Genomic DNA, 24,198 nt, shown 5'->3' with positions numbered 1-24,198 from the left:
CGCGATGTCCACTCTCGAGACCGCCGCCGAGACACCGCAAGCGGCTACCCGCAGCCCCGCCGCCGACCCGGCGACGGTGCCGGCCCGGCGCCGCCATCCGCTTCTGCGGGCGCTGCGGCACCGCAGCCTGTCCGTCGGCCTCCTGATCTGCACGGTGCTGGTTCTCCTGGTGCTCGCCGCGCCGCTGCTGACCTCGCTCGATCCCAATGCCCAGGATCCGATGGCGACCTTCTCGCCACCATCCTTCGAGCACCCGATGGGCGCCGACGCCTTCGGCCGGGACATGCTGGCGCGCGTCCTCTACGGCGGGCGCACGACGATCTTCGCCAGCCTCTGCGTCGTCGTCCTCGGCGCGGTCGCGGGCACCACCATCGGCCTGGTGGCCGGCTACTTCGGTGGCCCCGTCGGCTTCGTCATCATGCGGCTGGTCGACCTGCTGCTCGCCTTCCCGGGCATTCTGCTCGCGCTGGCGGTGACCGCCATCCTGGGGCCCGGCCTCCTGAACGGGGTGATCGCGATCGCCGCGATCCTGACGCCGATCTACGCCCGGATGGTCGAGGGGGCGACAGCCGAGGTGCGTCACCTGTCCTATGTGGGCGCCGCGGTCACGCTCGGCGCCGGCGACCTGCGCATCATCCTGCGCCACATCCTTCCCAACGTCTCGGCCGGCATCATCGTCCTGACCACGACCTGGCTCGGCATCGCCGCCCTGTGGATCACCGCCCTCGGCTTCATCGGCCTCGGCGTGCAGCCGCCGACGCCGGAGTGGGGCGCGATCCTCAACGACGGCCAGGTCTACATCACCATCGCCTGGTGGATCACCGTCTTTCCCGGCGCCTTCCTCTCGCTCTTCGTCGTCTCGGTGAACCTCATCGGCGACGGCCTGCGCGACGAGTTCGACCCCACGCTGGCGCGCCACTAGCGCCTCGCATCCTTTCCCCCGGCCCCAAGGAGACATGACATGACGAAATCGATCCTGCGTGCATGCGCCGTCGCAGCCCTCTCGGTCGCCTCGCACGCGGCCCTCGCCCAGGCGGACACCGCCGCGGTCGACAAGAACGCCGAGCTGGTGGTCGGCTGGGGCGAGCCGGTGGACACGCTGAACCCTGCGACCACCGGTGCGCGCGACGTGGGGCCTCTCGACGTCAACATGTTCGACACGCTGGTCTGGCTGACGCCCGACCTGAAGATCACGCCGCATCTCGCCAAGTCCTGGACGCTGTCGGACGACGGCAAGACGTACACCTTCGAGCTGCGCGACGACGTCACCTTCCACGACGGCACGCCGTTCGACGCCGCCGCGGTGGTCGCCAACATCGACTACATCACCGACAAGGACACCCAGTCCAACATCGGGCTCAACCTCCTCGGCCCGTGCAAATCGGCCAAGGCGACCGGCCAGTACACGGTGGAGATCACCTGCGCCCAGCCCTATGCGCCGCTGCTCGCCCAGATGGGCGAGCCCTATCTCGGCATCCAGTCGCCGGCCGCCATCAAGAAGTGGGGCAAGGATCTCGGCCTGCATCCGACCGGCACGGGGCCGTTCGAGTTCGTCAGCTACACGCCGAACCAGAGCGTCGTCGTGAAGCGCAACGAGAAGTACCAGTGGGGTCCGGCCGCCGTCGGCCATGCCGGTCCGCCGGACATCGCCAAGATCACCTTCCAGATCGTCCCCAACGCCCAGGCGCGTGTCGCCCAGTTCCAGAGCGGCCAGTCGCAGATCATGCAGGAGACCCCCGGGATCTTCTGGAAGGCGCTGTCGCCGCAGACCTCGCGCTACACCAGCCTGTCCGTCCCGATCACCGGCATGGGCATCTTCGCGCCGATCAACGCCTCGAAGTGGCCGACCGACGACGTCGCCGTGCGCCGGGCGATCATGTACGCCGTCGACCGCGAGGGCGTGATCAAGCTCGCCGAGGCCGGCGTCTACCCGGTCAACAACACCCCGCTCGTCAAGGAGGTGTTCGGCCACGACCCGTCGCTGGAGGACATGTATCCCTTCGATCCGGACAAGGCGGCGGAGACGCTGAAGGCGGCCGGCTGGACCAAGCCCGGCGAGTTCTGGGAGAAGGACGGCAAGCAGCTCACGCTGAAGCTGACCGCCATCTCGACCGTGTCGCATTACCCGCTCATCGCGCAGGCGATCCAGGGCTACCTGCGCAAGGCCGGCATGAACGCCGAGGTCGAGCAGCTGGCGACGCCGGCCTGGCTCGCGGCCAACATCCACGGCGACATGTCGCTGACCCCGCTGCAGTACATCGCCGTCGATCCCGACGCGCTGCACCTGTGGTTCCTGCCGGACCAGTACTTCAACTGGAGCCACTACACCAATCCGGAGCTGACCGACCTGATCAACAAGGGACAGCAGGAGACCGACCCGGACAAACGCGTCAAGATCTACTCCGACGCGCAGCGGATCATCATGGAGCAGGCGGTGATGATGCCGATCCGCGAGAACATCGACCTCGTCATGATGTCGAACAAGCTGACCGGCGTGACCTATTCGGGCGGCGGCTTCGAGTATTTCGGCGCGGCGTCGCTGGCCAAGTGACGGGCCGGCACCACCCCCTAGCAGTTCGAACACCAGTGGAGTGACGTCTTTGACAACTCTGATCAAGGCCGACCGGCTCATCGACGGCACGGGCAAGGCGCCCCTCAAGGACGCGGTCCTCCTCGTCGAGGGGGGCATCGTCAAGGGGGTCTTCGAGGGGCAGGCCCCGAAGGAGCTGGTTCCGGCCGACGCCGAGGTGCTCGATTTTCCCGGCTGCACCATCCTGCCGGGTCTGATCGACACCCACGTCCACCTCAACCTGCCGGGCGACGGGTCGACGCTGGAAGACGCCATGCGCGAGACCGAGGGCGTCTTCGTGGCGACCTCGAGCTTCGCCGCCTCGAAGGCGCTCGACGCCGGCATCACGTCGGTGCGCGACGTCGGCGGCTCCGGCCGCACGGTCATCGACGTCCGCCGGACGCTCGAACTCGGCTACGGGCGCGGCGCGCGCATCTGCGCCTGCGGCCAGCCGATCACCGTGACGGGCGGCCACACCTGGTACTGGGGTGGCGAGGCGGACGGCGAGGAGCGGCTGCGCCTGAAGGTGCGCGAGATGGTCCGCCTCGGCGCCGACTTCATCAAGGTGATGGCGAGCGGCGGCGGCACGGTCAACACCATCTCCTGGCTCCCCGCCTTCAGCCAGCGGGAGCTGTCGGCGATCGCCGACGAGGCGCACAGGATGGACCGCAAGATCACCGCGCACTGCCTGTGCGCGGCCTCGATCGAGTACGCCATCGAGGCCGGGGTGGACCAGATCGAGCATGCCGGCTTCATCGTCAACGCAAAGGGCGAGCAGATCTTCGACGCGGCGGTGGCCGAAAAGCTGGGCAAGGCCGGCATCCCGGTGACGGGGACGCTCGCCGTCGGCGGCTACATGGTGGAGGCCATGCAGGCCAAGACCGACCGCACGCCGGCCGAGCAGTCGATCCTCGATCGCTGGCTGCGCATGCTCGACGACAATCTCGACCAGTTCGCCCAGCTGCGGCAGGCGGGCGTCGAGTTCGTCGCCGGCACGGATGCCGGCTGGCGCTTCACGCCGGTCGATGCCCTGCCGACCGAGATCGCGCTGATGCAGCGCGGCGGCATGACCGCGATGGAGGCGATCGTCGCGGCCACCGGCTTCGCCGCCCGGACGATCGGCATCGAGGACAGGGCCGGCACGCTGGCACCTGGCCTCGCCTCGGACGTCCTTGTGGTCGCCGGCAACCCGCTCGACGATCTCAAGGCGCTGCGCGACGTGCGCATGGTGATGCAGGGCACGGACATGCGGATCACGCCGAGCGCCCGGGCCTGATGGGCATGGCAACCGGCCAGGCCGAAGCCGTGACCTCCCGCGGCGGCGCAGCGGCGCCGCCGGCCCTGCTCACGGTCGAGAACCTGCAGACCTTCTTCAGGACCTCGGGCGGCACGGTGCGGGCGGTGGATGGCGTGAGCTTCGACCTCGCCGCCGGCGCCAGCCTCGGGATCGTCGGCGAATCCGGCTCGGGCAAGAGCGTGACGTCGCTGTCGATCATGCGCCTGATCGACCGGCCGGGCTTCATCGCCGGCGGCCGGATCCTGTTCAAGGGGCGCGATCTCGTCGAACTGCCCGAGCGTGACGTCCGCCGCATCCGCGGCGGCGAGATCAGCCTCGTCTTCCAGGACCCGATGGCCGCGCTCAATCCCGTCTACACCGTCGGGTCGCAGGTGGTGGAGGCGATCCTCGCCCACCGCCCGATCGGCCGGAAGCAGGCGATGGAGCGCGCCATCGAGCTGTTCCGGATGGTCGGCATCCCGGCGCCGGAGGTGCGCGTCAACGAGTATCCGCACAAGCTGTCCGGCGGCATGCGCCAGCGTGTCACCATCGCGCTCGCCCTCGCCAACGAGCCGGACCTCCTGATCCTCGACGAGCCGACCACCGCACTCGACGTCACCGTGCAGGCTCAGATCCTCGACCTCGTGCGCGACCTGCAGCAGCGGGTCGACACCGCGGTCCTGCTGATCACCCACGACATCGGGGTGGTGCGGGAGGTCTGCGAGGAGGTCATCGTCATGTATGGCGGCCGGGTCATGGAGCGCGGCAGCGTCGCCAAGCTCACCGACGACCCCAAGCATCCCTACACCGTCGGCCTGCTCGGCTCGATGCCGCAGCCGGGCATGAAGGGACGCCCGCTGCAGGCGATCCCGGGCGCGGTGCCGGCGCCGCTCGCCATGCCGCAGGGCTGCCCGTTCCAGTCCCGCTGTCCGCACATGATGGAGGTCTGCACCGCAATGCCGCCCCTGAAGGACCCGGGCGACGGACGCCTGGTGGCCTGCTGGCTTTATGAGGGAGGGGCGACGCCGTGACGACCACCGCCGAACCCATGACGTCGCCTGCGGCGCGCGAGGCGGACCCGATCCTCGAGGTGCGCAACCTCAAGACCCATTTCCCCGTCGGCGGCGGCCTCCTCTCCGGCCGAACCCAATGGGTGAAGGCGGTCGACGACGTCTCCTTCAGCATCTTCAGGGGCGAGACCTTCGGCCTCGTGGGCGAATCCGGCTGCGGCAAGTCGACCCTCGCCCGCTCGATCGTGCGGCTCGAGACGCCGACCGCCGGCGAGGTCCGGTTCGAGGGCGAGGATCTCGCCTCCCTCTCGCGCCGGCGCTTGCGCCGCCGGCGCAAGGACCTGCAGGTGATCTTCCAGGACCCGATGAGTTCGCTCGATCCTCGGATGACGGTGCGCGAGCTGATCGCCGAGGGGCTCGACATCCAGCGCGACCTCCCCCGGCCGGAGCGGCGCGAGCGCGTCGAGTGGCTGGTGGAGCGGGTCGGCTTGCGCCGCGAGCATCTCGATCGCCATCCGCACGAATTCAGCGGCGGCCAGCGCCAGCGGATCGGCATCGCCCGGGCCCTCGCGCTCCGGCCGAAGTTCATCCTGGCCGACGAACCGGTCTCGGCGCTCGACGTGTCGGTTCAGGCGCAGGTGCTGAACCTCCTGTCGGAGCTGCAGGCGGAGTTCGGGCTCACCTACCTCTTCATCGCGCACGACCTGTCCGTCGTCGAGTATTTCAGCGACCGCGTCGGGGTGATGTATCTCGGCAAGCTGGTCGAGGTGGCGAAGGCCGAGGAACTCTACGCCGACCCGCGGATGCCCTACACCAAGGCCCTCCTGTCGGCCATTCCCGGCGAAGGCGGCGTGCGCGGGCGTGAGCGCATCGTGCTCAAGGGCGAGGTGCCGAGCCCGATCGATCCGCCGTCCGGCTGCCCCTTCCGGACCCGGTGCTGGATGGCGCAGGGGATCTGTGCCGAGGTGACGCCGCCGCTGGCGGAGGTGCGCCCGGACCACTGGGCGGCCTGCCACTTCTCCGACCGCACCTGAGCCGACCCCCCGCCGCGGCGGCAGACGCGACGAGGATGGCCGAACGCGCCGCGGCGCCCGGCCTGCCGATGTCGTTCCGTCCGAGGATGCCGTGCTTATGGAAGATCGGCGGCGAGACTCGATCGATGCCGATCGGGCCGCGCGCCTGACCTCAAACGGCGCAAGCGATCGTCCCGTGAGGACCGGCGCGCCGTCGCACGATCGCCTGAGGCCTCACCGCGCGATCGCGTAGCTCTGCATGTGGCGGGGCGTCGCTGCCGCGCGGACGAGCGACCTGTCGCTCTCGACGGCGCAGACGCGGCCGAGCGCCCAGTCCTCGGTGACTGTGAGATCGTGCCCGCGGCCGCGCAGGGCGTCCAGTACACCGGCGTCGTGACGACCTTCGATCAGCAGGCGGTTCGGCTGGTAGTCGCGCGGATAGAACGACCCCGGGAAGTGCCGCGAGTGGAACATCGGCGCGTCGATCGCCCGCTGCAGGCCCTGGCCGTGCAACAGCCGGCGCAGGAGCACGACGAGCGGCCACTGGTCCTGCTGGTCGCCGCCGGGCGTGCCGATGGCGATCGCCGGGCGGCCGTCGCGGGTGACGAGGGTCGGCGTCAGCGTGGTGCGGGGGCGGCTGCGCGGGCGCAGCGTCGAGGGCAGGCCCTCGTCGAGCCAGAACATCTGACCGCGGGTCGAGATCGGAAAGCCGAGCTCCGGGATCACCGGCGAGGACTGCAGCCATCCGCCCGAGGGCGTCGCCGACACCATGTTGCCCCAGCGATCGACGACGTCGAGATGCACCGTGTCGCCTTCCACGGCGGGAAGCGGCGCAAAGGTCACCTCGCCGCCGCCCGGCCCCTCGGGCACCTCGCTTCCGGCGCGCGCCGCGATGATCGCCAGCCGCCGTGCCGCGTCCTCGAGATGGCTGGGGACGAGCTCGCGCGAGGCGGCATCGGTGATCGAGGCCGCGCGCCGGCGGGCGTAGTCGTCCGACAGGAGCACGTCGACCGGAATGTCGCTGAAGTCCGGATCGCCGTAGAAGGTCTCGCGGTCGACGAAGGCGAGCTTGGCGCACTCGACCACCGTGTGGATGAAGGCGTCGCTGCGCGGATCGAGATCGGCGATGCCGCGCTGCTCAAGCAGGGCGAGCTGCTGCAGCATCACCGGGCCCTGGCCCCACGGGCCGGTCTTGTGCACCTCGACGCCCGCGAAGCGCCGCGAGAGCGTCGGCTCGACGGTGGCCGTCCAGGCGGCGAGATCGTCACCGCGCAGGAGGCCGCCATTGCGGCGACCGGTCGTGTCGAACAGCACCTCCCGTCGATAGAAGGCGTCGATGGCCTCGGCGACGAAGCCTTCGTAGAAGACGCGCCGGGCCGCCTCGATCCGCATCTCGCGGCTGGCGCCCGGGCCAGCGCTGGCATCGGCCTCGGCGAGGATCCGGCGATAGGTCGCCGCGATCACCGGGGTGCGGAACGGCACGTCCGTCGTCGGCACATTGCCGGAGTCGAGCCAGACGGCGCCGGAACTCGGCCATTCCTCGGTGAAGAGATCGCGCACCGGCCGGATGCTGTCGGCGGCGCGCGTCAACAGCGGGAAACCGCGCTCGGCATAGCCAATCGCCGCCTCCAGCACCGTGTCGAGCGGCATCGTGCCGTAGTCCCGCAGGAGCAGCAGCCACGCGCCGAAGGCGCCCGGCACCACCGCGGGGAGCAGGCCCGTGCCCGGCACCATCTTCAGCCCGAGTTCGCGGAACCGCTCGGTCGTCGCGAGCGCCGGCGCGGTGCCCTGGCCGCAGATCACCACGGGCGTCGCGTCCGACCCGCGCATGGCGATGATCGGCACCTCGCCGCCCGGGCCGTTCAGATGCGGCTCGACGATCTGCAGCGTGAAGCCGATCGCCGCCGCGGCATCGAAGGCGTTGCCGCCGCGCTCCAGGATCGACATGCCGACCGCGGTGCCCAGCCAGTGGGTGGCCGACACCGCGCCGAAGGTTCCCTTGAGCTCGGGCCGCGTCGTGAACTGCGTCATGGTCTCACCTCGAAACGATCCGGCGCGCGCCGATCACGCGTTCGGCGGCCAGCAGGAGCAGCAGGATGACGCCGACCTGCAGGGCGCTGGCCGCGGCCACCACAAGCTGGTTGCCCTGGAACTGCAGGTAGCTGAAGATCTCGATCGGCAGCGTGGTCACGCCCGGCCCGGTCAGGAAGAGCGCGGTGTTCAGCTCGCCGAACGAGACGACGAAGGCGAACAGCCAGCCGGACAGGACCCCGGGCCAGATGATCGGCAGCGTGACGCGCATGAAGGCGCGCACCGGCCCCGCGCCGAGGCTGTGGGCCGCCTCCTCGTAGCGCGTGTCGAAGCTCTGCAGCGAGGTCAGCACCGCGCGGAAGGCATAAGGCAGGCAGACCACGACATGCGCGACGAACAGGCCGGGCAGCACCGGCATGTTGATCGTGCGGTAGAGCAGCAGCAGGGCGAGGCCGAGGATCAGCGCCGGAAACACCAGCGGCGCCATCGCCAGGGTCTGCAGGACCGAGCCGAGGATGCCGCGCCGGCGCGTCGTGTAGAGCGCCGTCAGGAGACCGACCAGCGTGGATCCGCAGGCCGCCGCGAAGGCGAGCCCGATCGAGAGCAGGAAGGCGTCCCGCATCTGGCCGGCGTGAAAGAACTCCACGAACCACTGCAACGACAGGCCCGGAGGCGGGAAGGACAGGGAGTTGCCCGAACTGAACGACAGCACGAGGACGATGACGATCGGCCCCAGGATCAGGCCCATCGCGATCACCACGATCGCGCGCAGGAGGACGCCGCCGAAGGTCATCAGCCGCGCCCCTTCACCCGGCCGGGCCGGACGATGATCTGGATGACGGCGGCCACGACCAGCGCCAGGATCAGGAGCACGAAGGACAGTGCAGCGGCGCGAGGCCAGCGGAAGGACGAGACGCTGTCGAACACGAAGCTGACGAGCAGCTTGTAGCGCGGCCCGCCGAGCAGCGCGACGGTCACGTAGGCCGACAGGGTGAGGAAGGTCACGAGCATCAGGCCCGACGCGATGCCGGGGCTCGACATCGGCAGCGTCACGCGCAGGAAGGTGCGCCAAGGCCCGGCTCCGAGCGCCTCCGCCGCCTCACGATAGCGCTCGTCGATGGTCATCAGCGAATTGGTGAGCGTGATCACCATGAAGGGAAGAAGGATGGTCAGAAGGCCGAGGGTGACGGCCTGGAAGTCGTAGAGGAAGGACATCGGGCGATCGACGAGGCCGACGGTGTTCAGCGTTCCCGACACCACACCCTGCCGGCCGAGGATGGCGACCCAGCCATAGGCGCGCACGACGTTGGAGACCATCAGCGGCACCATCAGCGCCATCAGCAGGAGGAGCCGGCCGCGGGCCTCGAGGCGGGAGGCGTAGAGCGCCACCGGGTAGCCGATGAGAAAGCAGGCGATCAGGATCACCGCCGTCGACAGAAGCGTGCGCTCGATGATGAGATGATAGAAGGGGTCGGAGACGATCTCCGTGTAGTTCGCCAGCGTCGGGACCGTCTCGTAGAGATCGCCCATCGAGTTCGTCATGAAGCTGACGAACAGGAGATAGCAGAGCGGCATCACGAAGAAGACGCCGAGCAGCAGCACGGGCGGCGCGAGGAGGGCCAGACTGGACAGGCGGAGCGAGGGCATCGGCGCGGCTCCTCAGCCCGACAGCGCGACGAGCGCGTCGTCGGGCCAGGAGAGGCGAACCTGTGCGCCCGGCTTGAGCCCGAGGGCGCGGTCGCTCGGAAGCGTCGCGTTGAGCGGCTGCCCGGCGAGATCCAGCGACACCTGCACGGTCGCGCCGCGGTAGATGAAGTCTTCGACCCGGGCTTCGACGAGGCCGGTCTCCCCGATGGCGATCCGCTCGGGCCGCAGAGCGAGGGCGATCTCGGCGCCGCGCTCGGGCTGGCGTGGCGGCGCGGCGGCGCGCACCGTCTGGCCGGCGAGTGCGGCGACGACGGTACCGTCCTCGATGCCCTCGACCGTCGCGGTGAGGATGTTGCTTGCGCCGAGGAACGTCGCGACAAATTGTGAGTCCGGCCGTTCGTAGATGTCGCGCGGCGCACCGGCCTGCAGCAGCCGACCGTCGCGCATCACCGCGATGCGGTCCGCCATGGTCAGCGCCTCCTCCTGGTCGTGCGTGACGAAGACGGTGGTCATCCCCAGCCGCTGCTGCAGCTGCCGGATCTCCACCTGCATCTGCTCGCGCAGCATCTTGTCGAGCGCCGACAGCGGCTCGTCGAGCAGGAGCACGTCCGGCTCGAAGACGACCGCGCGGGCGAGCGCGACGCGCTGCTGCTGGCCTCCGGACAGCTCGGACGGATAGCGGTCCGCGTAGCGGCCGAGCGCCACGAGATCGAGCGCGCGCTGGACCCGCGTGGCCGTCTCGCTGCGCGAGACGCGGCGCATCTGCAGGCCGAAGGCGACGTTCTCGCCGACCGTGAGATGGGGAAACAGCGCGAAGCTCTGGAAGACCATGCCGAAATTGCGCTTGTAGGCCGGCAGCCCCGTCACGTCCTTGCCGGCGATGAACACCTGCCCCGCGCTCGGCTGTTCGAAACCGGCGACCAGCCGCAGGGTCGTCGTCTTGCCGCATCCGGATGGACCGAGCAGGGCGAAGAGCGTTCCCGGCTCGATCGTCAGCGACAGCGGATGGAGGGCGTGCACCGGGCCGAAGGACTTTTCCGTCGCTTCGAACCGGACGTCGGCGGCGCGTTCAGGCATGCGATCCTTCTGCGATCTGGGCGTCCAAGAGGAGGCAGCGTCGGGCGACGCTGGCAAGCCGGACGGGAAGCTCGCAAAGCACCAGCGCCTCGGCGAGGCGTGCGCCGGCAAAGCGCGTTTCGAAATCCGGCCCGGCATCGTCGGCCGCCGCATCGAGCACGGCGACGATCGCCGCGGCGCTGCGGCCGGACGCGGTCGCCAGCGGATCGCGCAGGCGCGCCCACTCCTCCGACAGCGCTTCGGCCTGCCGCCGCACGAGGCCTTCCATCTCGGCGGTCTCCTGGCGGGCAAGGCGGTCGAGCGCTGCCAGGCCGCAGGCGACGAGCGGATCGAGGCGGTCGAGCGGATCGTGCGCCGGAGCGGGACGATCGCCGGCCTCGCCCCGCGCGCCCTGCGGGCAGAGCCAGTCGACCGCGTTCGCGATCAGCCGGAAGCCGGCGGACTCGTCGGCCATGTAGAAGCGCAGGGTCTCGTCCATGACCTTCGTGCCGCGGATCGGGAGGTAATGCCGGACATAGCCGTCGAGCGCGATGCCCTTGCGCACGAACTCGCCCATCTCGGGGTGCGGGGAGAACACGACGAAGCGGCCGCCGACGTCCCGTCGTGCAAGGATCGCAGGGCGGTCGGCCATCTCGGCGAAGCGCTCGGCAGACAGCGGGTTGTCGATGAACAGCCGGGACGGGGCGACCAACGAGCGGAAGGCGCCGGCGACGGCAGGACCGTCTTCGGCCGCCGGCCAGTCCGGACGATCATAGACCGGCCCGTGGTAGTACGGCATCTCGATCGCCGGCGGCAGGCCCTGCGCCAGCGCGTGGCTGCCGAGGCGAACGCTCACCAGCCCCGCGCCGGTGGACAGATACTCCTGGGTGTAGCGGGGCGTCAGCGGAAAGGCGTCGAGCCATCCCGGACGGCCCGACGAGGCGTAGTAGGCGCCGCCGCAGGAGCCGACGTAAGCGCCGCCGCCGTCGATGAAGCTGCGGACCGCCGCGTCGAGATGCGCGCGCTGCTCCGCCCGGTCGAGGCCCCAGGTGGCGAAGCCTCCCGGCATCACCAGGCAGTCCGCGCGGTCGAGGGCGCCGGCGAGAATGGCCTCGGCATCGACCGGCTCCGGCACCAGTCCGACGCTCAGGAGCGCATGCGCATAATAGGCCCAGTAGGGATAGCCGACCGCAGCGCCGCGGTAGAGAGCGATCCGCGGCGGCGGCGGCGGCAGCACATCGCCCTTTGCCGCATCCGCCTGGGCGCCCGTCTGCGGCCCGGCGTCGGACGGACGCAGTCCGGCGCGGCGCGCGGGCTCTGCCAGCGCGTCCGGCAGCAGGTACGCTCCGGACAGCCGACGGCGGACGCCGCCCGCCGCGCGGGCGCGGCTGACGAAGGCGAGGGCCGCGCCGTCGAAGGGCCCGGGTTCGGCAAAGGCGACGCTCATGCAGGGTCCGGGCCGCTCAGCCGCCCGCGATGATGCGGTTCCAGCGATCGGTCCAGTCGGCGCGGTTCTGCGACATGTAGTCCTGATCGAGCGCGATGATGCGGTCGTTCTGCTCGGGCGTGAACTGCACGCGCTCCTGCAGCTCCGGCGACAGCTTGGCGAGCGCCTGCGGATTGGTCGGCGCGTAGTTGTAGACCTCGGCCACCCAGCCCTGGATGTCCGGATCGATCGTCATGTTGACGTAGGTCTCCGCCGCTTCGAGGTGCTTGCTGCCCTTGGCGATGCTGGTGCCGGACATGTAGGCGATCGCGCCCTCCTTCGGGAACACCCACTCGGCCTTCGCGCCCTTCTCGCGCACCGTGTAGGTCTGCGACTTGTAGAGGAGGCCGATCGCCGCCTCGCCGCTCGTCAGCGCGCCCATGATGGAATCGGTGTCGCGTGCCCAGATCGGATCGAGCGCGGCCAGCTCGCGCAGCTTCTCGAAGCCGGCATCCGCGTCCTTCAGATCCTTGCCGGCCGCCAGTGCGCCGATCGGCACGATGTACGGACCGATCGAGTGGTTGATGTCGGGCAGCACGATGCGTCCGGCATACTCTTCGTTCCACAGGTCGGCGAAGCTGGTGGGCGGGGTCTTCACCATGTCGGGATTGTAGATGATGCCGAGCGCCGAATAGATCATCGCCACCCAACCGTCGCTCTTGAAGCGGTCCGGAACCGCCGCAAGGTTCGACAGGCGGGGGCTCGCCGGATCCAGCGTCTCCAGGACGCCCTGGGCTTCGGCGAGAGGCACGACGCCGTCATGCAGCTGGACGAGGTCGTACATCTGGTCGCCGGCGCTGATCTTCAGCTTGGTGATCCGCTCGACCGGGCTCGACCCCGTATCCTGGACGACGCTGATCCCCGTCTTGGCCGTGAACGGCTCGCCGACGCGCTTGGCCATGCTGGAGCCCCACAGGCCGCCCCACGTCATCATCGAGATGCTGGACGCATCCTGAGCGAACACGGGTGCCGCGCCGAGAAACGGCGACGCGAGCGCCGTCGAGCCAGCGAGCTTGAGAAAATCGCGTCTCTTCATCGTCCGTCCTCTCGTCATCTCGATCATGTTTCAATTTTGTATACGGGATACGTTCAGCGCGCAACTTTGAATGCCAACTTTGCCGCAGGAAGCCGTTGTCCGCATATCCGCGGTCAGACGGCCGCGATTTCGCCGTGGCACGATGGCGTCCGCGCATCGTATACAGTATACGACAACTTCAAGATGCGAGGTTGAACCGAACGTTGATGACGCTCCAGCCGAGACCGAAGACGCTCGCCCGCGCGCTGCTCGACGAGATCCGCGACGCCATCCTCTCCGGCGACTATGCGGCCGGGACCCTGCTGCGGCAGGATGCGCTCGCCGAGCGGTTCGGCGTCAGCCGGATCCCCGTGCGGGAGGCACTCCTGCAACTCGATGCAGAAGGTCTGCTGACGATGGAGCCGCATCGCGGCGCCGTCGTGTCCGGCGTCTCGCGCGCCGAAATCGAGGACGTCTTCGCGCTGCGGAGCCTGATCGAGCCGCGCCTTCTGGCGAGCTCGATGGTGCACATGACCGGCGACGACCTCGCCGCGGCCGAGACGATCCACCAGCGCTACACCGAGGCCGCCGCCGCCGGCGACAAGCGCGCCTACGGCGTCCTCAACGCCCAGTTCCACATGGCCCTCTATGCCCGGGCGGACCAGCCGAAGTCGCGGCAGATCGTGGCCGGCCTCCTCCAGACCTCCGAGCGCTACACGCGGATGCAGCTGTCGACGACCGCGGCGCTGGATCGTGCCATGGAGGAGCATGGCCGGCTGCTCGCGCTCTGCCGCAGCGGCGACGTGGCGGCGGCGACCGCCACGCTCTGGCAGCACATCGACGGCGTCCGCTCCGACCTGCGGGCGGCTCTCGACGAGGCCCAGGATCGATGAGCGCGGCTCCGACGCCCGCCCGCGCGGTCGAGCCCGAGGCGACGCCCAAAGGAGACCCGTCCGCTCCGAACCGAACGGCATCCGATACGACATCCACACCGAAGCAAGGACCCCGTCCCATGGACAACAGCATCTTCACCGGCTGCATCCCCGCCCTGATGACACCCTGCGGGCCGGACCGCTCCCCCGACTTCGACGCGCTCGTGCGCAAGGGGCGCGAGCTCGTCGAGGCCGGCATGTCGGCGGTGGTGTATTGCGGCTCCATGGGCGACTGGCCGCTCCTGACCGACGCAGAGCGCCAGGAGGGCGTGGCGCGCCTGGCCGCCGCAGGCGTCCCGGTGATCGTCGGCACCGGCGCGGTCAACACGCAGTCCGCCGTCGCCCATGCCGCCCATGCCGCCGAAGTCGGCGCGAAGGGCCTGATGGTGATCCCGCGCGTCCTGTCGCGCGGCAGCTCGCCGACGGCGCAGAAGGCGCACTTCAAGGCGGTGCTCGCGGCCGCTCCGGACCTGCCCGCGGTGATCTACAACAGCCCGTATTACGGCTTCGCCACCCGGGCGGACCTCTTCTTCGCGCTGCGGGCCGAGCATCCAAACCTCGTCGGCTTCAAGGAGTTCGGAGGCGCGGCGGACCTGCGCTATGCCGCCGAGACCATCACCTCCGGCAGCGACGAGGTGGTGCTGATGGTCGGCGTCGACACCAAGGTGTTCCACGGCTACGTCAACTGCGGCGCGACCGGCGCGATCACCGGCATCGGCAACGTCCTGCCGAAGGAGGTGCTGCACCTCGTCGCGCTCTGCGAGAAGGCGGCGGCGGGCGACCTTGCCGCGCGCGCCCGGGCGAAGGAACTCGACGAGGCCTTCGCGGTCCTCGCCTCCTTCGACGAGGGGCCGGACCTCGTCCTCTTCTACAAGCACCTGATGGTCATGACCGGAGATGCCGCCTACACGCACCATTTCAACGAGACCGATGCCCTCACCGAGGCGCAGCGCGGCTATGCGGAGCAGCAGTACCACCTGTTCCGGAGCTGGTATGCCGAGTGGTCGAAGACGGCGCGCCACCAGTAGATCCCCGGCGATCACCCGCTCGCCCGGCCGGAGAGCGTTCGGCTGGGCAGCGGCGCTGCCAAGCGGGGTCGTCGCGGCCCGCAGCCACGGGCTTAAGGTCGATGCGGCAAAGACGATGCACCAGCCGATGCCGGGAGTCCGGATCGGGCGGCTTCCGACGTCTAACGTCTCGAGAAGGGCCCGTCCTCGATTCCCGACGGACTCGACCGGGATGTCCGGCGTTGCATCTGTCACGGTTTCTGTGTCGGGAGGCTCGAAGCCCTTTCGGGAGGCTCCGTGAAGCCCGATGCGTGCAAACGGGCTGGCTGGTCGGAGTGGCAGGATTTGAACCTGCGACCCCCTCGTCCCGAACGAGGTGCGCTACCAGGCTGCGCTACACTCCGTGACCTGCGGCGGCGTATATAGCGAGAGCTTACCGTCGCCGCAAGCCGAAACCGGCGACACGGTCGAAGCCGGCGGTCCGTGCCAGGGGCGCAGGCGATTTGGGCCGCGCCACACGGGCAGCGCGTTGCCACTCCGCGAGCGACGAGATATAGCTCCCGCCGTTCCGTCTGGAGCCGATGGGGCGTCGCCAAGCGGTAAGGCAGCGGTTTTTGGTACCGCCATACGCAGGTTCGAATCCTGCCGCCCCAGCCAGAGCCGGCAAAGCCCTTCCAGTCCGCCACCACCCGATGACCGGAAACGGGCAATACGGATCCGCCGGCTCGCCGCATCGAAGGGCGCCGAAGTCCGCGGCCGATTCGCCGCGCGATCGGGGTGGCGCGCCGAACGTCGTCGGCGCCATCTCCTTCCGAACACATCCGAGCGGGCTCCAGCCGTTTACTCATCACCCGCCTCCCCCGTCGGCAGTGCGAGCCGCGGCGAACGAGACGCAGGACACGCGAGGTCGGCAGTCTCAGGTCAGGAGCCCGTAATGCGCGGCGCGGGCAATCAGCTGCGCCCGGTTGCGGGCGCCGAGCTTGCGGGCGGCGGACTTCAGGTGCATCTCGACCGTGGGCACGGCGCGGTCGATGCGCGCGGAGATCGCCTTCGCCGACAGGCCGTCGGCCGAAAAGCGCACGCATTCCCGCTCGCGCGGCGTCAGCTGGACCCCGCGCGAGCGGCGCTGGCCGTCGTCGAAGAGCCGCTGCAGCGCCTCGTGCATCACGTGCGCGAACAGGCCGAACGCGGCCAGAACCTCGCCGGCCTCGCGCTCGAAGTCGTCGGCGGCGTCCTGGCAGATCCCGGTCACGGTCGCGCAGGCGCCGTCCGGCAGATGCACCGGAACGGTCATGCCGGACGTGATCCGGCTGTCATGGACGTAGTCGATCACCGGCGCGTGGCAGTCCCCGAGGAAGCGGTTGAGCCGCGTGCGTCCGTTCGAGCGATAGCACCAGACGAACGGCGCGCTGGAGCGAAAGGCGAGCTGCTGGACCGGATCGATCTGGTAGTAGCCCTCGTCGCACCAGATGCTCGCCATGTCGCGCGGCAGATTGCGCATGCTGAGGTAGGACGGCGTGATCAGTTCGCCGCCATGCGCGTACTTCACCGGCGTGTAATCGTAGACCAGCGAGGTCAGGCCGAACCCGGCCATCGCCTGCGTCGCCAGCTCGATGCGTCCGGCGAGCGACCCGGCCTGCGCGAAGTAGGTCTCGATCTCGGAAACATGCCGGAACATCAAGGACATCGCCGCCTGATCAATTCGCAGGCATGTTTACATCTTGGGCGTCCGCATGCAAGCTCGCCGCCGGAGACCCTATCAGAACTGATAGCTGGAAGTGGATCGGCGGGCCTGGCTAGTCTGGTTTGCCGCGCCGCGAGATGCCGGCGGGGCAGAATAAGGAGCGCTGGCGTGTGGCGTGAGATCGAACCGGACGAGACGCGAGAGGTCGAGGTCGCCGGCCACAGGGTCGTCACCTACAGCTTCGGTGCGGGCGAGGAGGTGGTCTTCTGCCTCAATGGCGGGCCCGGCCTGCCCTGCGACTATCTGCGCGACTCCCATTCCTGCCTCAAGGACCACGGCTACCGCGTCGTCGCCTTCGACCAGCTCGGCACCGGCCGCTCCGACCGGCCCAGCGACCCCGCGCTCTGGACCATCACCCGCTACGTCGAGGAGGTGGAGACGGTGCGCCAGGCGCTCGGGCTCGGGCGGGTGCATCTCGTCGGGCAGTCCTGGGGCGGCTGGCTGTCGATCGAGTATGCCCTCACCCATCCGGAGGCGCTGAAGACGCTCGTCCTGGAGAACACCGCGGCCGACATCCCGCATCTCGTCTCCGAGCTGGAGCGGCTGCGCGCGGCGCTCGGCCCGCAGACGGTGGCGATGATGCAGCGGCACGAAGCGGAGGGGACGCTGTCGCATCCCGAATACCAGGCAGCGATCACCATCCTGAACTATCGCCATGTCTGCCGTCTCGCCGACTGGCCGGCGCCCGTACAGCGCTCGCTGAACGACTGGAACATGGCCCCCTACGAGACCATCCAGGGCCCGAACGAATTCCTCTACACCGGCAACCTGAAGGACTGGAACCGCATCCCCGACATGCACCGGATCACGGTGCCGGTGCTGATCACCGTCGGCCAGCACGACGAACTGACGCCGGCCTGCGCGGCGCGGATGAAGCACGCCCTGCCCGACGCAGAACTGAAGGTGTTCCCGAACTCCAGCCACATGCCGTTCTTCGAGGAGCCGCAGGCCTTCTTCCCGGTGCTCCTCGACTTCCTCGAGCGGCGGGGCCGAACGTGACGGCGGCCACCATCCGGGACTCGAGCGAGACGCCCTCCGGCTTTGCGGTCTGGCAGGACCGGGAACCGGACGAGCGCCGCGACATCGCCGTGCCCGGCGGCACGGTGATCGGCTACAGCTACGGCACCGGCGACGAGGTCCTGTTCCTGCTGAACGGCGGCCCGGGCCTGCCCTGCGACTACCTGCGCGATCCGCATCTGCCGCTGGTCGATGCGGGCTACCGCGTCGTCGTGCACGACCAGCTCGGCACCGGCGCCTCGGATCATCCGGACGACCCGGCCCTGTGGACCCTGCACCGCTACGTCGAGGAGGTCGAGGCGGTGCTCGCCGCCTTCGGGCTCGACCGGGTGCACGTCCTCGGCCACTCCTGGGGCGGCTGGTGCGGCATCGAATACGCCCTCACCCACCCGCAGCGCATCGCCTCCATGGTGCTCGCCAACACGGCGGCGGACATCCCGCATCTCCTGACCGAGATCGAGCGGCTGCGCTCGGCGCTGGGCCCGGAGACGGTGTCCATGATGCAGCGTTTCGAGGCGGAGGAGCGCTACGATCATCCCGCCTACAAGGCCGCCGTCGACCTTCTGGACTTCCGCCACATCCGTCGCCTGCCCGAGCGTCCGGAGCCGGTGCGGCGCTCCAAGGCCGGCTACAACGCGCCGATCTTCGAAGCGATCCAGGGGCCGAACGAGTACTGCTACACCGGCTCGATCCGCAGCTTTCGCCGCACCGAGGCGATCGCCGGCTTCACCTGGCCGACGCTGATCCTCGGCGGCACGCACGACGTGCTGACGCCGGCCTGCGCCGCGCGCATGCACCGCGCGATCCCGGGATCCGAGATCCGGATCTTTCAGGAGAGCTCGCATTCGCCCTTCTACGAGGAGCCGGAGGCCTACCGCGCCGTGCTCCTCGACTTCCTGGGACGCCAGCGGCGGGATCGCCGCGCTTGACGAGGGGACGCTGACCGCGGATGCACCGCTACCGCTTCGTTCTGACCCGACCGCTGCAGTTGCTGCCCGTACTGTTCGGGATCAGCGTCATCACCTTTCTGCTGGTGCGAGCGATCCCCGGCGACCCCGCGCGGATCCTGCTGGGCACGCGGGCGACGCCGACCGCCCTCGCCCGCATCCGCGCCCAGTACGGCCTCGATGAACCGCTGTGGACGCAGTATTTCTACTTCCTGAAGAACCTCGCCCATGGCGAGATGGGCCGCTCGATCCTCTACAAGGTCGACGTGCTCGGACTGGTATTCGAGCGGCTGGAGCCGACGGTCGTCCTGGTGCTCGGCAGCGTCGTCCTCGCGCTGCTGATCGCGGTGCCGCTGGCGACGCTCGCCGCCACCCATCGCGGCGGCTGGGTGGACCACCTGGTCCGGGTGGTGTCGACCGGCGGCCTCGGGCTGCCCGCCTTCTGGCTCGCCATCATGCTGATCATCCTGTTCAGCGTCCGCCTCGACCTCTTCCCGGTGTCCGGCTACGGCGACACCTGGATCGACAAGCTGCACCACATGGTGCTGCCGTGCCTCACCATCGCGCTGTCGCTGTCGGCCGTCCTCACCCGCAGCCTGCGGGCCAGCCTGATCGCCGAGACGCAGTCGGACGCGGCGACGGCCGTGCGCGCGCGCGGCTTGCCGGAGAGCGTCGTCTTCCGCCGCCACGTGCTGCCGAACTCGCTGATCCCGACCCTGAACCTTCTCGCCGTCAACATCGGCTGGCTGATCGGAGGCACCGTGGTCATCGAGAGCGTCTTTGCCATCCCCGGGATGGGACAGCTGCTGGTGCGGGCGATCTTCACCCGCGACTACATGGTGGTGCAGGGCGTCGCCATGGTCTTCGCCGTGGCCTCGGTGGTGGTGAACTTCCTCGCCGACGTCCTCACCGTCACCCTCGACCCCAGGGTGACGCTGTGAGCGCGCTCGCCGCGCCGGCACCGACGCGCCGCATGCGCTTGCGCCGGCGGACGGCCGGCATGCCGCATGCGCTCCTGATCGGTGCGGTGCTGCTGGCGGCGTTCGTCTTCGTCGCGGTCGCGGCGCCGCTGGTCGCGCCCTACGATCCGATCTTCCAGGACGCAACGGCGCGGCTCGCGGCCCCCTCGGCGGCGCATCCCTTCGGCACCGACAATTACGGCCGCGACATCCTCTCGCGCGTCGTCTGGGGCACGCGGGTGGATCTGCAGATCGCGGTTCTCGGCGTGATCTTCCCGTTCCTGATCGGAACGGCCGCCGGAACGCTGTCCGGCTATTTTGGCGGGCTGACCGACAGCCTGTTCATGCGCGTCGTCGACATCATCCTCGCCTTCCCCTTCCTCGTCCTGATGCTGGCGATCATCGCCATCCTCGGGCCGGGACTCGCCAGCTTCTACATCGCCATGGCGCTGGTCGGCTGGGTCTCCTACGCCCGGCTGATCCGGGCGCAGATCCTGGTGCTGCGGCAGAGCGACTTCGCGATGGCGGCGCGGAGCCTCGGCTTCGGCCACGCCCGCATCATGTTCCGCCATCTGCTGCCGAACGCCATGGTCGGCTCGATCGTGTTCTCGATGTCCGACGCGGTGCTGGTGCTCCTGAACGGGGCGGCGATCAGCTATCTCGGCCTCGGCGTGCAGCCGCCGACCGCCGAATGGGGCATCATGGTCGCGGAGGGCCAGGCTTTCGTCACCTCGGCCTGGTGGATCGCCACCTTCCCAGGTCTTGCCATCGTGCTCCTCGCCTTCGGCTTCAGCCTCGTCGCCGACGGGCTCGGCGAGAAGCTGGGCGTGCGGCAATGAGCGCGCCGCTGCTGCGCGTCGAGGGTCTGACGGTCGAGAGCCGGGCCGGCGAGGCCGCCACGCGGATCGTCGACGGCGTGTCGTTCGCACTGCGGCGCGGCGAGATCCTCGGGCTCGTCGGCGAAAGCGGCTCGGGCAAGACCATGGCCTGCCGGGCATTGATGCGGCTCCTGCCGAGCAGCCGGCTGGCGCTCGCCGGCGGCAGCGTCGAGCTTGCCGGCGAGGAGATCATGGGCCTTCCCGAGGCCGCCTTTCGCAGCATTCGCGGGCGGCGGATCGGCATGATCTTCCAGAACCCGGCGAGCCATCTCGACCCGGTGATGCGGATCGGCGAGCAGATCGCGGAGAGCGTGCGCTTCCACCAGGGCGGCAGGCGGCGGCAGGCGAATGAGAAGGCGGTCGAACTGCTGCGGCAGGTCGGCATTCCCGATCCGGCGCAGCGTGCCGCGGCGTTCCCGCACGAATTCTCCGGCGGCATGAGGCAGCGGGCGATGATCGCGCTGGCGCTGGCCTCCGATCCCGAGATCCTGATCGCCGACGAGCCGACGACGGCCCTCGACGTCACCGTGCAGGCGCAGATCCTGCGGCTGCTGAAGGAGATCCGCGACAGCCGCGGCCTGTCGATCATCTTCATCACGCACGATCTCGGCGTCGTCGCCCAGCTCTGCGATTCGATCTGCGTCCTCTATGGCGGACGGGTCTGCGAGATCGGGCCGAAGCGCGAGGTGCTGGCGCATCCGCGGCACCCCTATACGGCGGGGCTGATGGCCTGCCAGCCGGGCACGGCAGGCGGCTCGGGACGGCTGCGCACGATCCCCGGCTACCCGCCCGCCAGCGATGCCCTGCCGTCCGGCTGCCGCTTCCATCCGCGCTGTTCGCATGCCGTTTCGCCCTGCGCCGAGGTGCAGCCGCCGCTGGACCCGTTTGCGCCCGACCACCTCGCCGCCTGCCACAATCCCGTTCGGCAGGCGAGCCTCCGGACGCGGGAGACGGCATGAACCGGGCCGCGTCGCTGCTCGAGGTCGACGATCTCGTCCTGCACTTCCCCGTCTCCGGCGGCGGTGCGCTCGGTCTGTGGCGCCGCAGCGTCAAGGCGCTGAACGGCGTCTCGCTCGCCATCCGGCGCGGCGAGACCATCGGCCTCGTCGGCGAATCGGGCAGCGGCAAGAGCACGCTCGGCCGCGCCATACTCGGGCTCGAACCGGTCACCTCCGGCCATGTCGCCTTCGCCGGGATCGACGTGACAGCCGGCCGCCGGGCGGATCTTGCCCGACTTCGGCGGGAGACGGCGATGGTGTTCCAGGATCCGTCGAACGCCCTCAACCCGCGCCTCACCGCCGGCGAGGCGATCGCCGAAGTGCTGCGCGTCCACCGCAAGGTGTTGCCGGCCGAGATCCCGGCGCGGGTGTCGGAACTTCTGAGCCTCGTCGGTCTCGATCCGACGCTCGGGAACCGGCGACCGCAGGCGCTGAGCGGCGGACAGTGCCAGCGCGTCGGCATCGCCCGGGCGCTCGCGATCGAGCCGACGATGATCGTCGCCGACGAGTGCGTCGCCGCGCTCGACGTCTCGATCCAGGGCCAGATCATCAACCTGTTCATCGACCTCAGGGAGCGGATGAACCTGACGCTGGTCTTCATCGCCCATGATCTCGCGGTCGTGCGCCGGCTCTGCGATCGGGTGGCGGTGATGTATCTCGGCCGGATCGTCGAGGAAGGTCCGACCGAGGCCGTGTTCTCGGCGCCGCGCCACCCCTACACGGCAGCCCTCATCCGCTCGATTCCGGAGATCGATCCGGACATCGTCCTGCCGGACGCGCCGATGCAGGGCGAGCCGCCGAGCCCGCTGAGCCTGCCGGCCGGCTGCCCGTTCCATCCCCGCTGCCCCCATGCCGAAGCGCGCTGCCACGCCGACCCGCCGCCGTCGCTGCGCCGCCGCGACGATCACGGCTGGGCCTGCATCCTCGAGCCCGGCGCCCTGCCGACCCCGCTGAACGCGTCCCCAATTCCGATCGCAACAGGAGAGTCCGCATGACCAGACGACATCTGCACCTTGCCGCCGCCACCGCCCTCGCCGCCCTGACCCTCGGCACCGGCATCGCCGAGGCGGCCGGTGTCCTCAGCATCGGCCGCCGCGAGGATTCCACCACCTTCGACCCGATCGCGACCGCGCAGAACATCGACTTCTGGGTGTTTTCCAACGTCTTCGACGTCTTGGTTCGGGTCGACAAGACCGGCACCAAACTGGAGCCCGGGCTGGCGGAGTCGTGGGAGGTGTCGTCCGACAACCTGACCTACACCTTCACCCTGCGCGACGCGAAGTTCTCCGACGGCACGCCGATCACCGCCGAGGACGCCAAGTTCTCCCTGACCCGCATCCGGGACGACGAGCTCTCGCTGTGGAGCGACTCCTACAAGATCATCGAGGACATGCAGACGCCGGACGACCACACGCTGGTGGTCAAGCTGACCTCGCCGTCGGCGCCCTTCCTGTCGACGCTGGCCATGCCGGGCGCCTCGATCATCTCGAAGAAGGCGATGGAGGAGATGGGCGAGGAGGCCTATGCGGCCAAGCCGGTCGCCTCGGGCGCCTTCACGGTCAAGGACTGGGCGCGCGGCGACCGCGTCGTGCTCGAGAAGAACCCGAACTTCTGGCAGGCCGACCGCGTCAAGCTCGACGGCGTCGAGTGGATATCGATCCCGGACGACAACACGCGGATGCTCAAGGTCCAGGCCGGCGAGATCGACGCCGCCATCTTCGTCCCGTTCTCGCGCGTCGCGCAGCTGAAGCAGGATCCCGATCTGGAGGTGCATCTCGAACCGTCGACCCGTGAGGATGCGCTGCTGATCAACCACGAGCACGGCGATCTGGGCAAGAAGGAGGTGCGCCAGGCGCTCGATCTCGCGATCGACAAGCAGGCGATCATCGACACCGTGACCTTCGGCATCGGAGAGGTCGCCAACTCCTACATCCCGAAGGGCGCGCTCTACTACTACGCCGACAACCTGCGCCGCCCCTACGATCCGGAAAAGGCCAAGCAGCTGCTCGAGAGCGCCGGCGCCGGCGACCTGTCGTTCGACTACTTGGTCAAGGCCGGCGACGAGGTCGACGAGCAGATCGCGGTGCTGCTGCAGCAGCAACTCGCCAAGGCCGGCGTCACGGTCAACATCCAGAAGATCGACGCCAGCCAGCAATGGGACCAGCTGGTCGACGGCAATTACGACGTCGCGGTCGGCTACTGGACCAACGACATCCTCGACCCCGACCAGAAGACCACCTTCGTCCTCGGCGACGACACCAACATGAACTACATGACGCGCTACAAGGCCCCGGACGTCGCCAAGCTCGTCGCCGAGGCGCGGATCGAAATGGACCCGGCCAAGCGCGAGCAGATGTATGTCGAGCTGCAGAAGCAGGCCAAGGAGGACGTCAACTGGGTCGACCTCTACTACAGCCCCTACATCAACGTCTCGCGCAAAGGCGTCAGCAACTTCTACCAGAACCCGCTCGGCCGGTTCTTCCTGGAAGACACCGACAAGCAGTGAGCCGACGGCAACCCTGATCCGATCCGGGGCCGACCTTCCGGCAAGGGCCGGTCCCGGAGCGAGCGATCGCCATCACCGGCCGCCCGGCACCGCCGCGCGGTCCTGCC

19 protein-coding genes, 2 tRNA genes and 1 pseudogene are annotated in these 24,198 nt (G+C 69.4%); 14 read left to right on the top strand and 8 right to left on the bottom strand.

Going from position 1 to position 24,198, the window contains the following annotated elements; genetic code table 11:
• Positions 1 to 4: 4 nt before the first annotated feature.
• The 5 genes from NPA30_RS12985 to NPA30_RS12965 are packed head-to-tail and all read left to right on the top strand — an operon-like array spanning position 5 to position 5,889.
• Positions 5 to 922, top strand: coding sequence for an ABC transporter permease (locus NPA30_RS12985; protein ID WP_256803125.1), 918 nt, complete (start codon positions 5 to 7; stop codon positions 920 to 922).
• A 39-nt stretch (positions 923 to 961) separates the two neighbouring features.
• Complete coding sequence (locus NPA30_RS12980; protein ID WP_256803124.1) at positions 962 to 2,551, top strand: ABC transporter substrate-binding protein; 1,590 nt, start codon at positions 962 to 964, stop codon at positions 2,549 to 2,551.
• A 49-nt stretch (positions 2,552 to 2,600) separates the two neighbouring features.
• On the top strand, positions 2,601 to 3,845 hold the full coding sequence (locus NPA30_RS12975; protein WP_256803123.1) for an amidohydrolase family protein: 1,245 nt from the start codon (positions 2,601 to 2,603) through the stop codon (positions 3,843 to 3,845).
• Positions 3,845 to 4,876, top strand: a complete 1,032-nt coding sequence (locus NPA30_RS12970) for an ABC transporter ATP-binding protein (RefSeq protein WP_256803122.1) — start codon at positions 3,845 to 3,847, stop codon at positions 4,874 to 4,876. Before NPA30_RS12975 ends, NPA30_RS12970 begins: the two co-directional genes overlap by 1 nt.
• Before the next feature lie 17 nt (positions 4,877 to 4,893).
• Positions 4,894 to 5,889: an ABC transporter ATP-binding protein gene (locus tag NPA30_RS12965; RefSeq protein WP_256803253.1), complete on the top strand. Its 996-nt coding sequence runs from the start codon at positions 4,894 to 4,896 to the stop codon at positions 5,887 to 5,889.
• A 213-nt stretch (positions 5,890 to 6,102) separates the two neighbouring features.
• Here NPA30_RS12965 and NPA30_RS12960 read toward each other — a convergent pair whose 3' ends face one another.
• The 6 genes from NPA30_RS12960 to NPA30_RS12935 are packed head-to-tail and all read right to left on the bottom strand — an operon-like array spanning position 6,103 to position 13,124.
• Positions 6,103 to 7,899 (bottom strand): gamma-glutamyltransferase family protein, encoded by a 1,797-nt coding sequence (locus NPA30_RS12960; protein WP_256803121.1) that lies wholly within the window; start codon positions 7,897 to 7,899, stop codon positions 6,103 to 6,105.
• Between the two features lie 4 nt (positions 7,900 to 7,903).
• On the bottom strand, positions 7,904 to 8,692 hold the full coding sequence (locus NPA30_RS12955; protein WP_256803120.1) for an ABC transporter permease: 789 nt from the start codon (positions 8,690 to 8,692) through the stop codon (positions 7,904 to 7,906).
• A complete protein-coding gene (locus NPA30_RS12950; protein WP_256803119.1) occupies positions 8,692 to 9,546 on the bottom strand; it encodes an ABC transporter permease in 855 nt (284 codons plus the stop codon). The genes NPA30_RS12955 and NPA30_RS12950 overlap by 1 nt, the downstream gene beginning before the upstream one ends.
• Before the next feature lie 12 nt (positions 9,547 to 9,558).
• Positions 9,559 to 10,623, bottom strand: coding sequence for an ABC transporter ATP-binding protein (locus NPA30_RS12945; RefSeq protein ID WP_256803118.1), 1,065 nt, complete (start codon positions 10,621 to 10,623; stop codon positions 9,559 to 9,561).
• Complete coding sequence (locus NPA30_RS12940; RefSeq protein WP_256803117.1) at positions 10,616 to 12,049, bottom strand: BPL-N domain-containing protein; 1,434 nt, start codon at positions 12,047 to 12,049, stop codon at positions 10,616 to 10,618. Before NPA30_RS12940 ends, NPA30_RS12945 begins: the two co-directional genes overlap by 8 nt.
• Before the next feature lie 16 nt (positions 12,050 to 12,065).
• Positions 12,066 to 13,124 carry an ABC transporter substrate-binding protein gene (locus tag NPA30_RS12935; protein WP_256803116.1) on the bottom strand — a complete coding sequence of 353 codons (1,059 nt, stop codon included), beginning with the start codon at positions 13,122 to 13,124 and terminating at the stop codon, positions 12,066 to 12,068.
• Positions 13,125 to 13,330: 206 nt separating this feature from the next.
• Between NPA30_RS12935 and NPA30_RS12930 the strand changes: the two genes are divergently transcribed.
• Complete coding sequence (locus NPA30_RS12930) at positions 13,331 to 13,996, top strand: GntR family transcriptional regulator (RefSeq protein WP_256803115.1); 666 nt, start codon at positions 13,331 to 13,333, stop codon at positions 13,994 to 13,996.
• Between the two features lie 119 nt (positions 13,997 to 14,115).
• Positions 14,116 to 15,063 (top strand): dihydrodipicolinate synthase family protein, encoded by a 948-nt coding sequence (locus NPA30_RS12925; protein WP_256803114.1) that lies wholly within the window; start codon positions 14,116 to 14,118, stop codon positions 15,061 to 15,063.
• 306 nt (positions 15,064 to 15,369) lie between these two features.
• Here NPA30_RS12925 and NPA30_RS12920 read toward each other — a convergent pair.
• A tRNA-Pro gene (locus tag NPA30_RS12920) sits at positions 15,370 to 15,446 on the bottom strand.
• Between the two features lie 178 nt (positions 15,447 to 15,624).
• On the opposite strand from NPA30_RS12920, the gene NPA30_RS12915 reads away from it, so the two are divergent.
• Positions 15,625 to 15,699 (top strand) — tRNA-Gln (locus NPA30_RS12915).
• A gap of 259 nt (positions 15,700 to 15,958) precedes the next feature.
• Here NPA30_RS12915 and NPA30_RS12910 read toward each other — a convergent pair.
• Positions 15,959 to 16,720, bottom strand: coding sequence for a LuxR family transcriptional regulator (locus NPA30_RS12910; RefSeq protein ID WP_256803113.1), 762 nt, complete (start codon positions 16,718 to 16,720; stop codon positions 15,959 to 15,961).
• A 174-nt stretch (positions 16,721 to 16,894) separates the two neighbouring features.
• On the opposite strand from NPA30_RS12910, the gene NPA30_RS12905 reads away from it, so the two are divergent.
• The 6 genes and pseudogenes from NPA30_RS12905 to NPA30_RS12875 all read left to right on the top strand — a co-directional run bounded on the left by NPA30_RS12905 (position 16,895) and on the right by NPA30_RS12875 (position 24,091).
• A complete protein-coding gene (locus NPA30_RS12905) occupies positions 16,895 to 17,785 on the top strand; it encodes a proline iminopeptidase-family hydrolase (RefSeq protein ID WP_256803112.1) in 891 nt (296 codons plus the stop codon).
• Entirely contained in the window at positions 17,782 to 18,732 is a 951-nt protein-coding gene (locus tag NPA30_RS12900; RefSeq protein ID WP_256803111.1) for a proline iminopeptidase-family hydrolase, read from the top strand. The genes NPA30_RS12905 and NPA30_RS12900 overlap by 4 nt, the downstream gene beginning before the upstream one ends.
• A gap of 20 nt (positions 18,733 to 18,752) precedes the next feature.
• Complete coding sequence (locus NPA30_RS12895; RefSeq protein ID WP_256803110.1) at positions 18,753 to 19,691, top strand: ABC transporter permease; 939 nt, start codon at positions 18,753 to 18,755, stop codon at positions 19,689 to 19,691.
• 32 nt (positions 19,692 to 19,723) lie between these two features.
• A complete protein-coding gene (locus NPA30_RS12890; protein WP_256803252.1) occupies positions 19,724 to 20,548 on the top strand; it encodes an ABC transporter permease in 825 nt (274 codons plus the stop codon).
• Positions 20,545 to 22,580: pseudogene (locus NPA30_RS19625) on the top strand (dipeptide ABC transporter ATP-binding protein). The gene NPA30_RS12890 and the pseudogene NPA30_RS19625 overlap by 4 nt, the downstream one beginning before the upstream one ends.
• Positions 22,577 to 24,091, top strand: coding sequence for an ABC transporter substrate-binding protein (locus tag NPA30_RS12875; RefSeq protein WP_256803108.1), 1,515 nt, complete (start codon positions 22,577 to 22,579; stop codon positions 24,089 to 24,091). The pseudogene NPA30_RS19625 and the gene NPA30_RS12875 overlap by 4 nt, the downstream one beginning before the upstream one ends.
• Positions 24,092 to 24,198: the final 107 nt, after the last annotated feature.

The sequence above is a fragment of the Mangrovibrevibacter kandeliae genome (assembly GCF_024519155.1).
In the GTDB taxonomy this organism is placed as follows: domain Bacteria; phylum Pseudomonadota; class Alphaproteobacteria; order Rhizobiales; family Rhizobiaceae; genus Mangrovibrevibacter; species Mangrovibrevibacter kandeliae.
This window is presented reverse-complemented; position numbering and strand designations above follow the sequence as displayed.

Coding starts and splice junctions, on each gene's coding strand:
- NPA30_RS12935 (WP_256803116.1), bottom strand. CDS start 13,124: ATGAAGAGACGCGATTTTCTCAAGCTCGCTGGCTCGACGGCGCTCGCG.
- NPA30_RS12970 (WP_256803122.1), top strand. CDS start 3,845: ATGGGCATGGCAACCGGCCAGGCCGAAGCCGTGACCTCCCGCGGCGGC.
- NPA30_RS12965 (WP_256803253.1), top strand. CDS start 4,894: ATGACGTCGCCTGCGGCGCGCGAGGCGGACCCGATCCTCGAGGTGCGC.
- NPA30_RS12910 (WP_256803113.1), bottom strand. CDS start 16,720: ATGTTCCGGCATGTTTCCGAGATCGAGACCTACTTCGCGCAGGCCGGG.
- NPA30_RS12980 (WP_256803124.1), top strand. CDS start 962: ATGACGAAATCGATCCTGCGTGCATGCGCCGTCGCAGCCCTCTCGGTC.
- NPA30_RS12960 (WP_256803121.1), bottom strand. CDS start 7,899: ATGACGCAGTTCACGACGCGGCCCGAGCTCAAGGGAACCTTCGGCGCG.
- NPA30_RS12930 (WP_256803115.1), top strand. CDS start 13,331: ATGACGCTCCAGCCGAGACCGAAGACGCTCGCCCGCGCGCTGCTCGAC.
- NPA30_RS12895 (WP_256803110.1), top strand. CDS start 18,753: ATGCACCGCTACCGCTTCGTTCTGACCCGACCGCTGCAGTTGCTGCCC.
- NPA30_RS12940 (WP_256803117.1), bottom strand. CDS start 12,049: ATGAGCGTCGCCTTTGCCGAACCCGGGCCCTTCGACGGCGCGGCCCTC.
- NPA30_RS12955 (WP_256803120.1), bottom strand. CDS start 8,692: ATGACCTTCGGCGGCGTCCTCCTGCGCGCGATCGTGGTGATCGCGATG.
- NPA30_RS12950 (WP_256803119.1), bottom strand. CDS start 9,546: ATGCCCTCGCTCCGCCTGTCCAGTCTGGCCCTCCTCGCGCCGCCCGTG.
- NPA30_RS12985 (WP_256803125.1), top strand. CDS start 5: ATGTCCACTCTCGAGACCGCCGCCGAGACACCGCAAGCGGCTACCCGC.
- NPA30_RS12945 (WP_256803118.1), bottom strand. CDS start 10,623: ATGCCTGAACGCGCCGCCGACGTCCGGTTCGAAGCGACGGAAAAGTCC.
- NPA30_RS12875 (WP_256803108.1), top strand. CDS start 22,577: ATGACCAGACGACATCTGCACCTTGCCGCCGCCACCGCCCTCGCCGCC.
- NPA30_RS12890 (WP_256803252.1), top strand. CDS start 19,724: ATGCGCTTGCGCCGGCGGACGGCCGGCATGCCGCATGCGCTCCTGATC.
- NPA30_RS12925 (WP_256803114.1), top strand. CDS start 14,116: ATGGACAACAGCATCTTCACCGGCTGCATCCCCGCCCTGATGACACCC.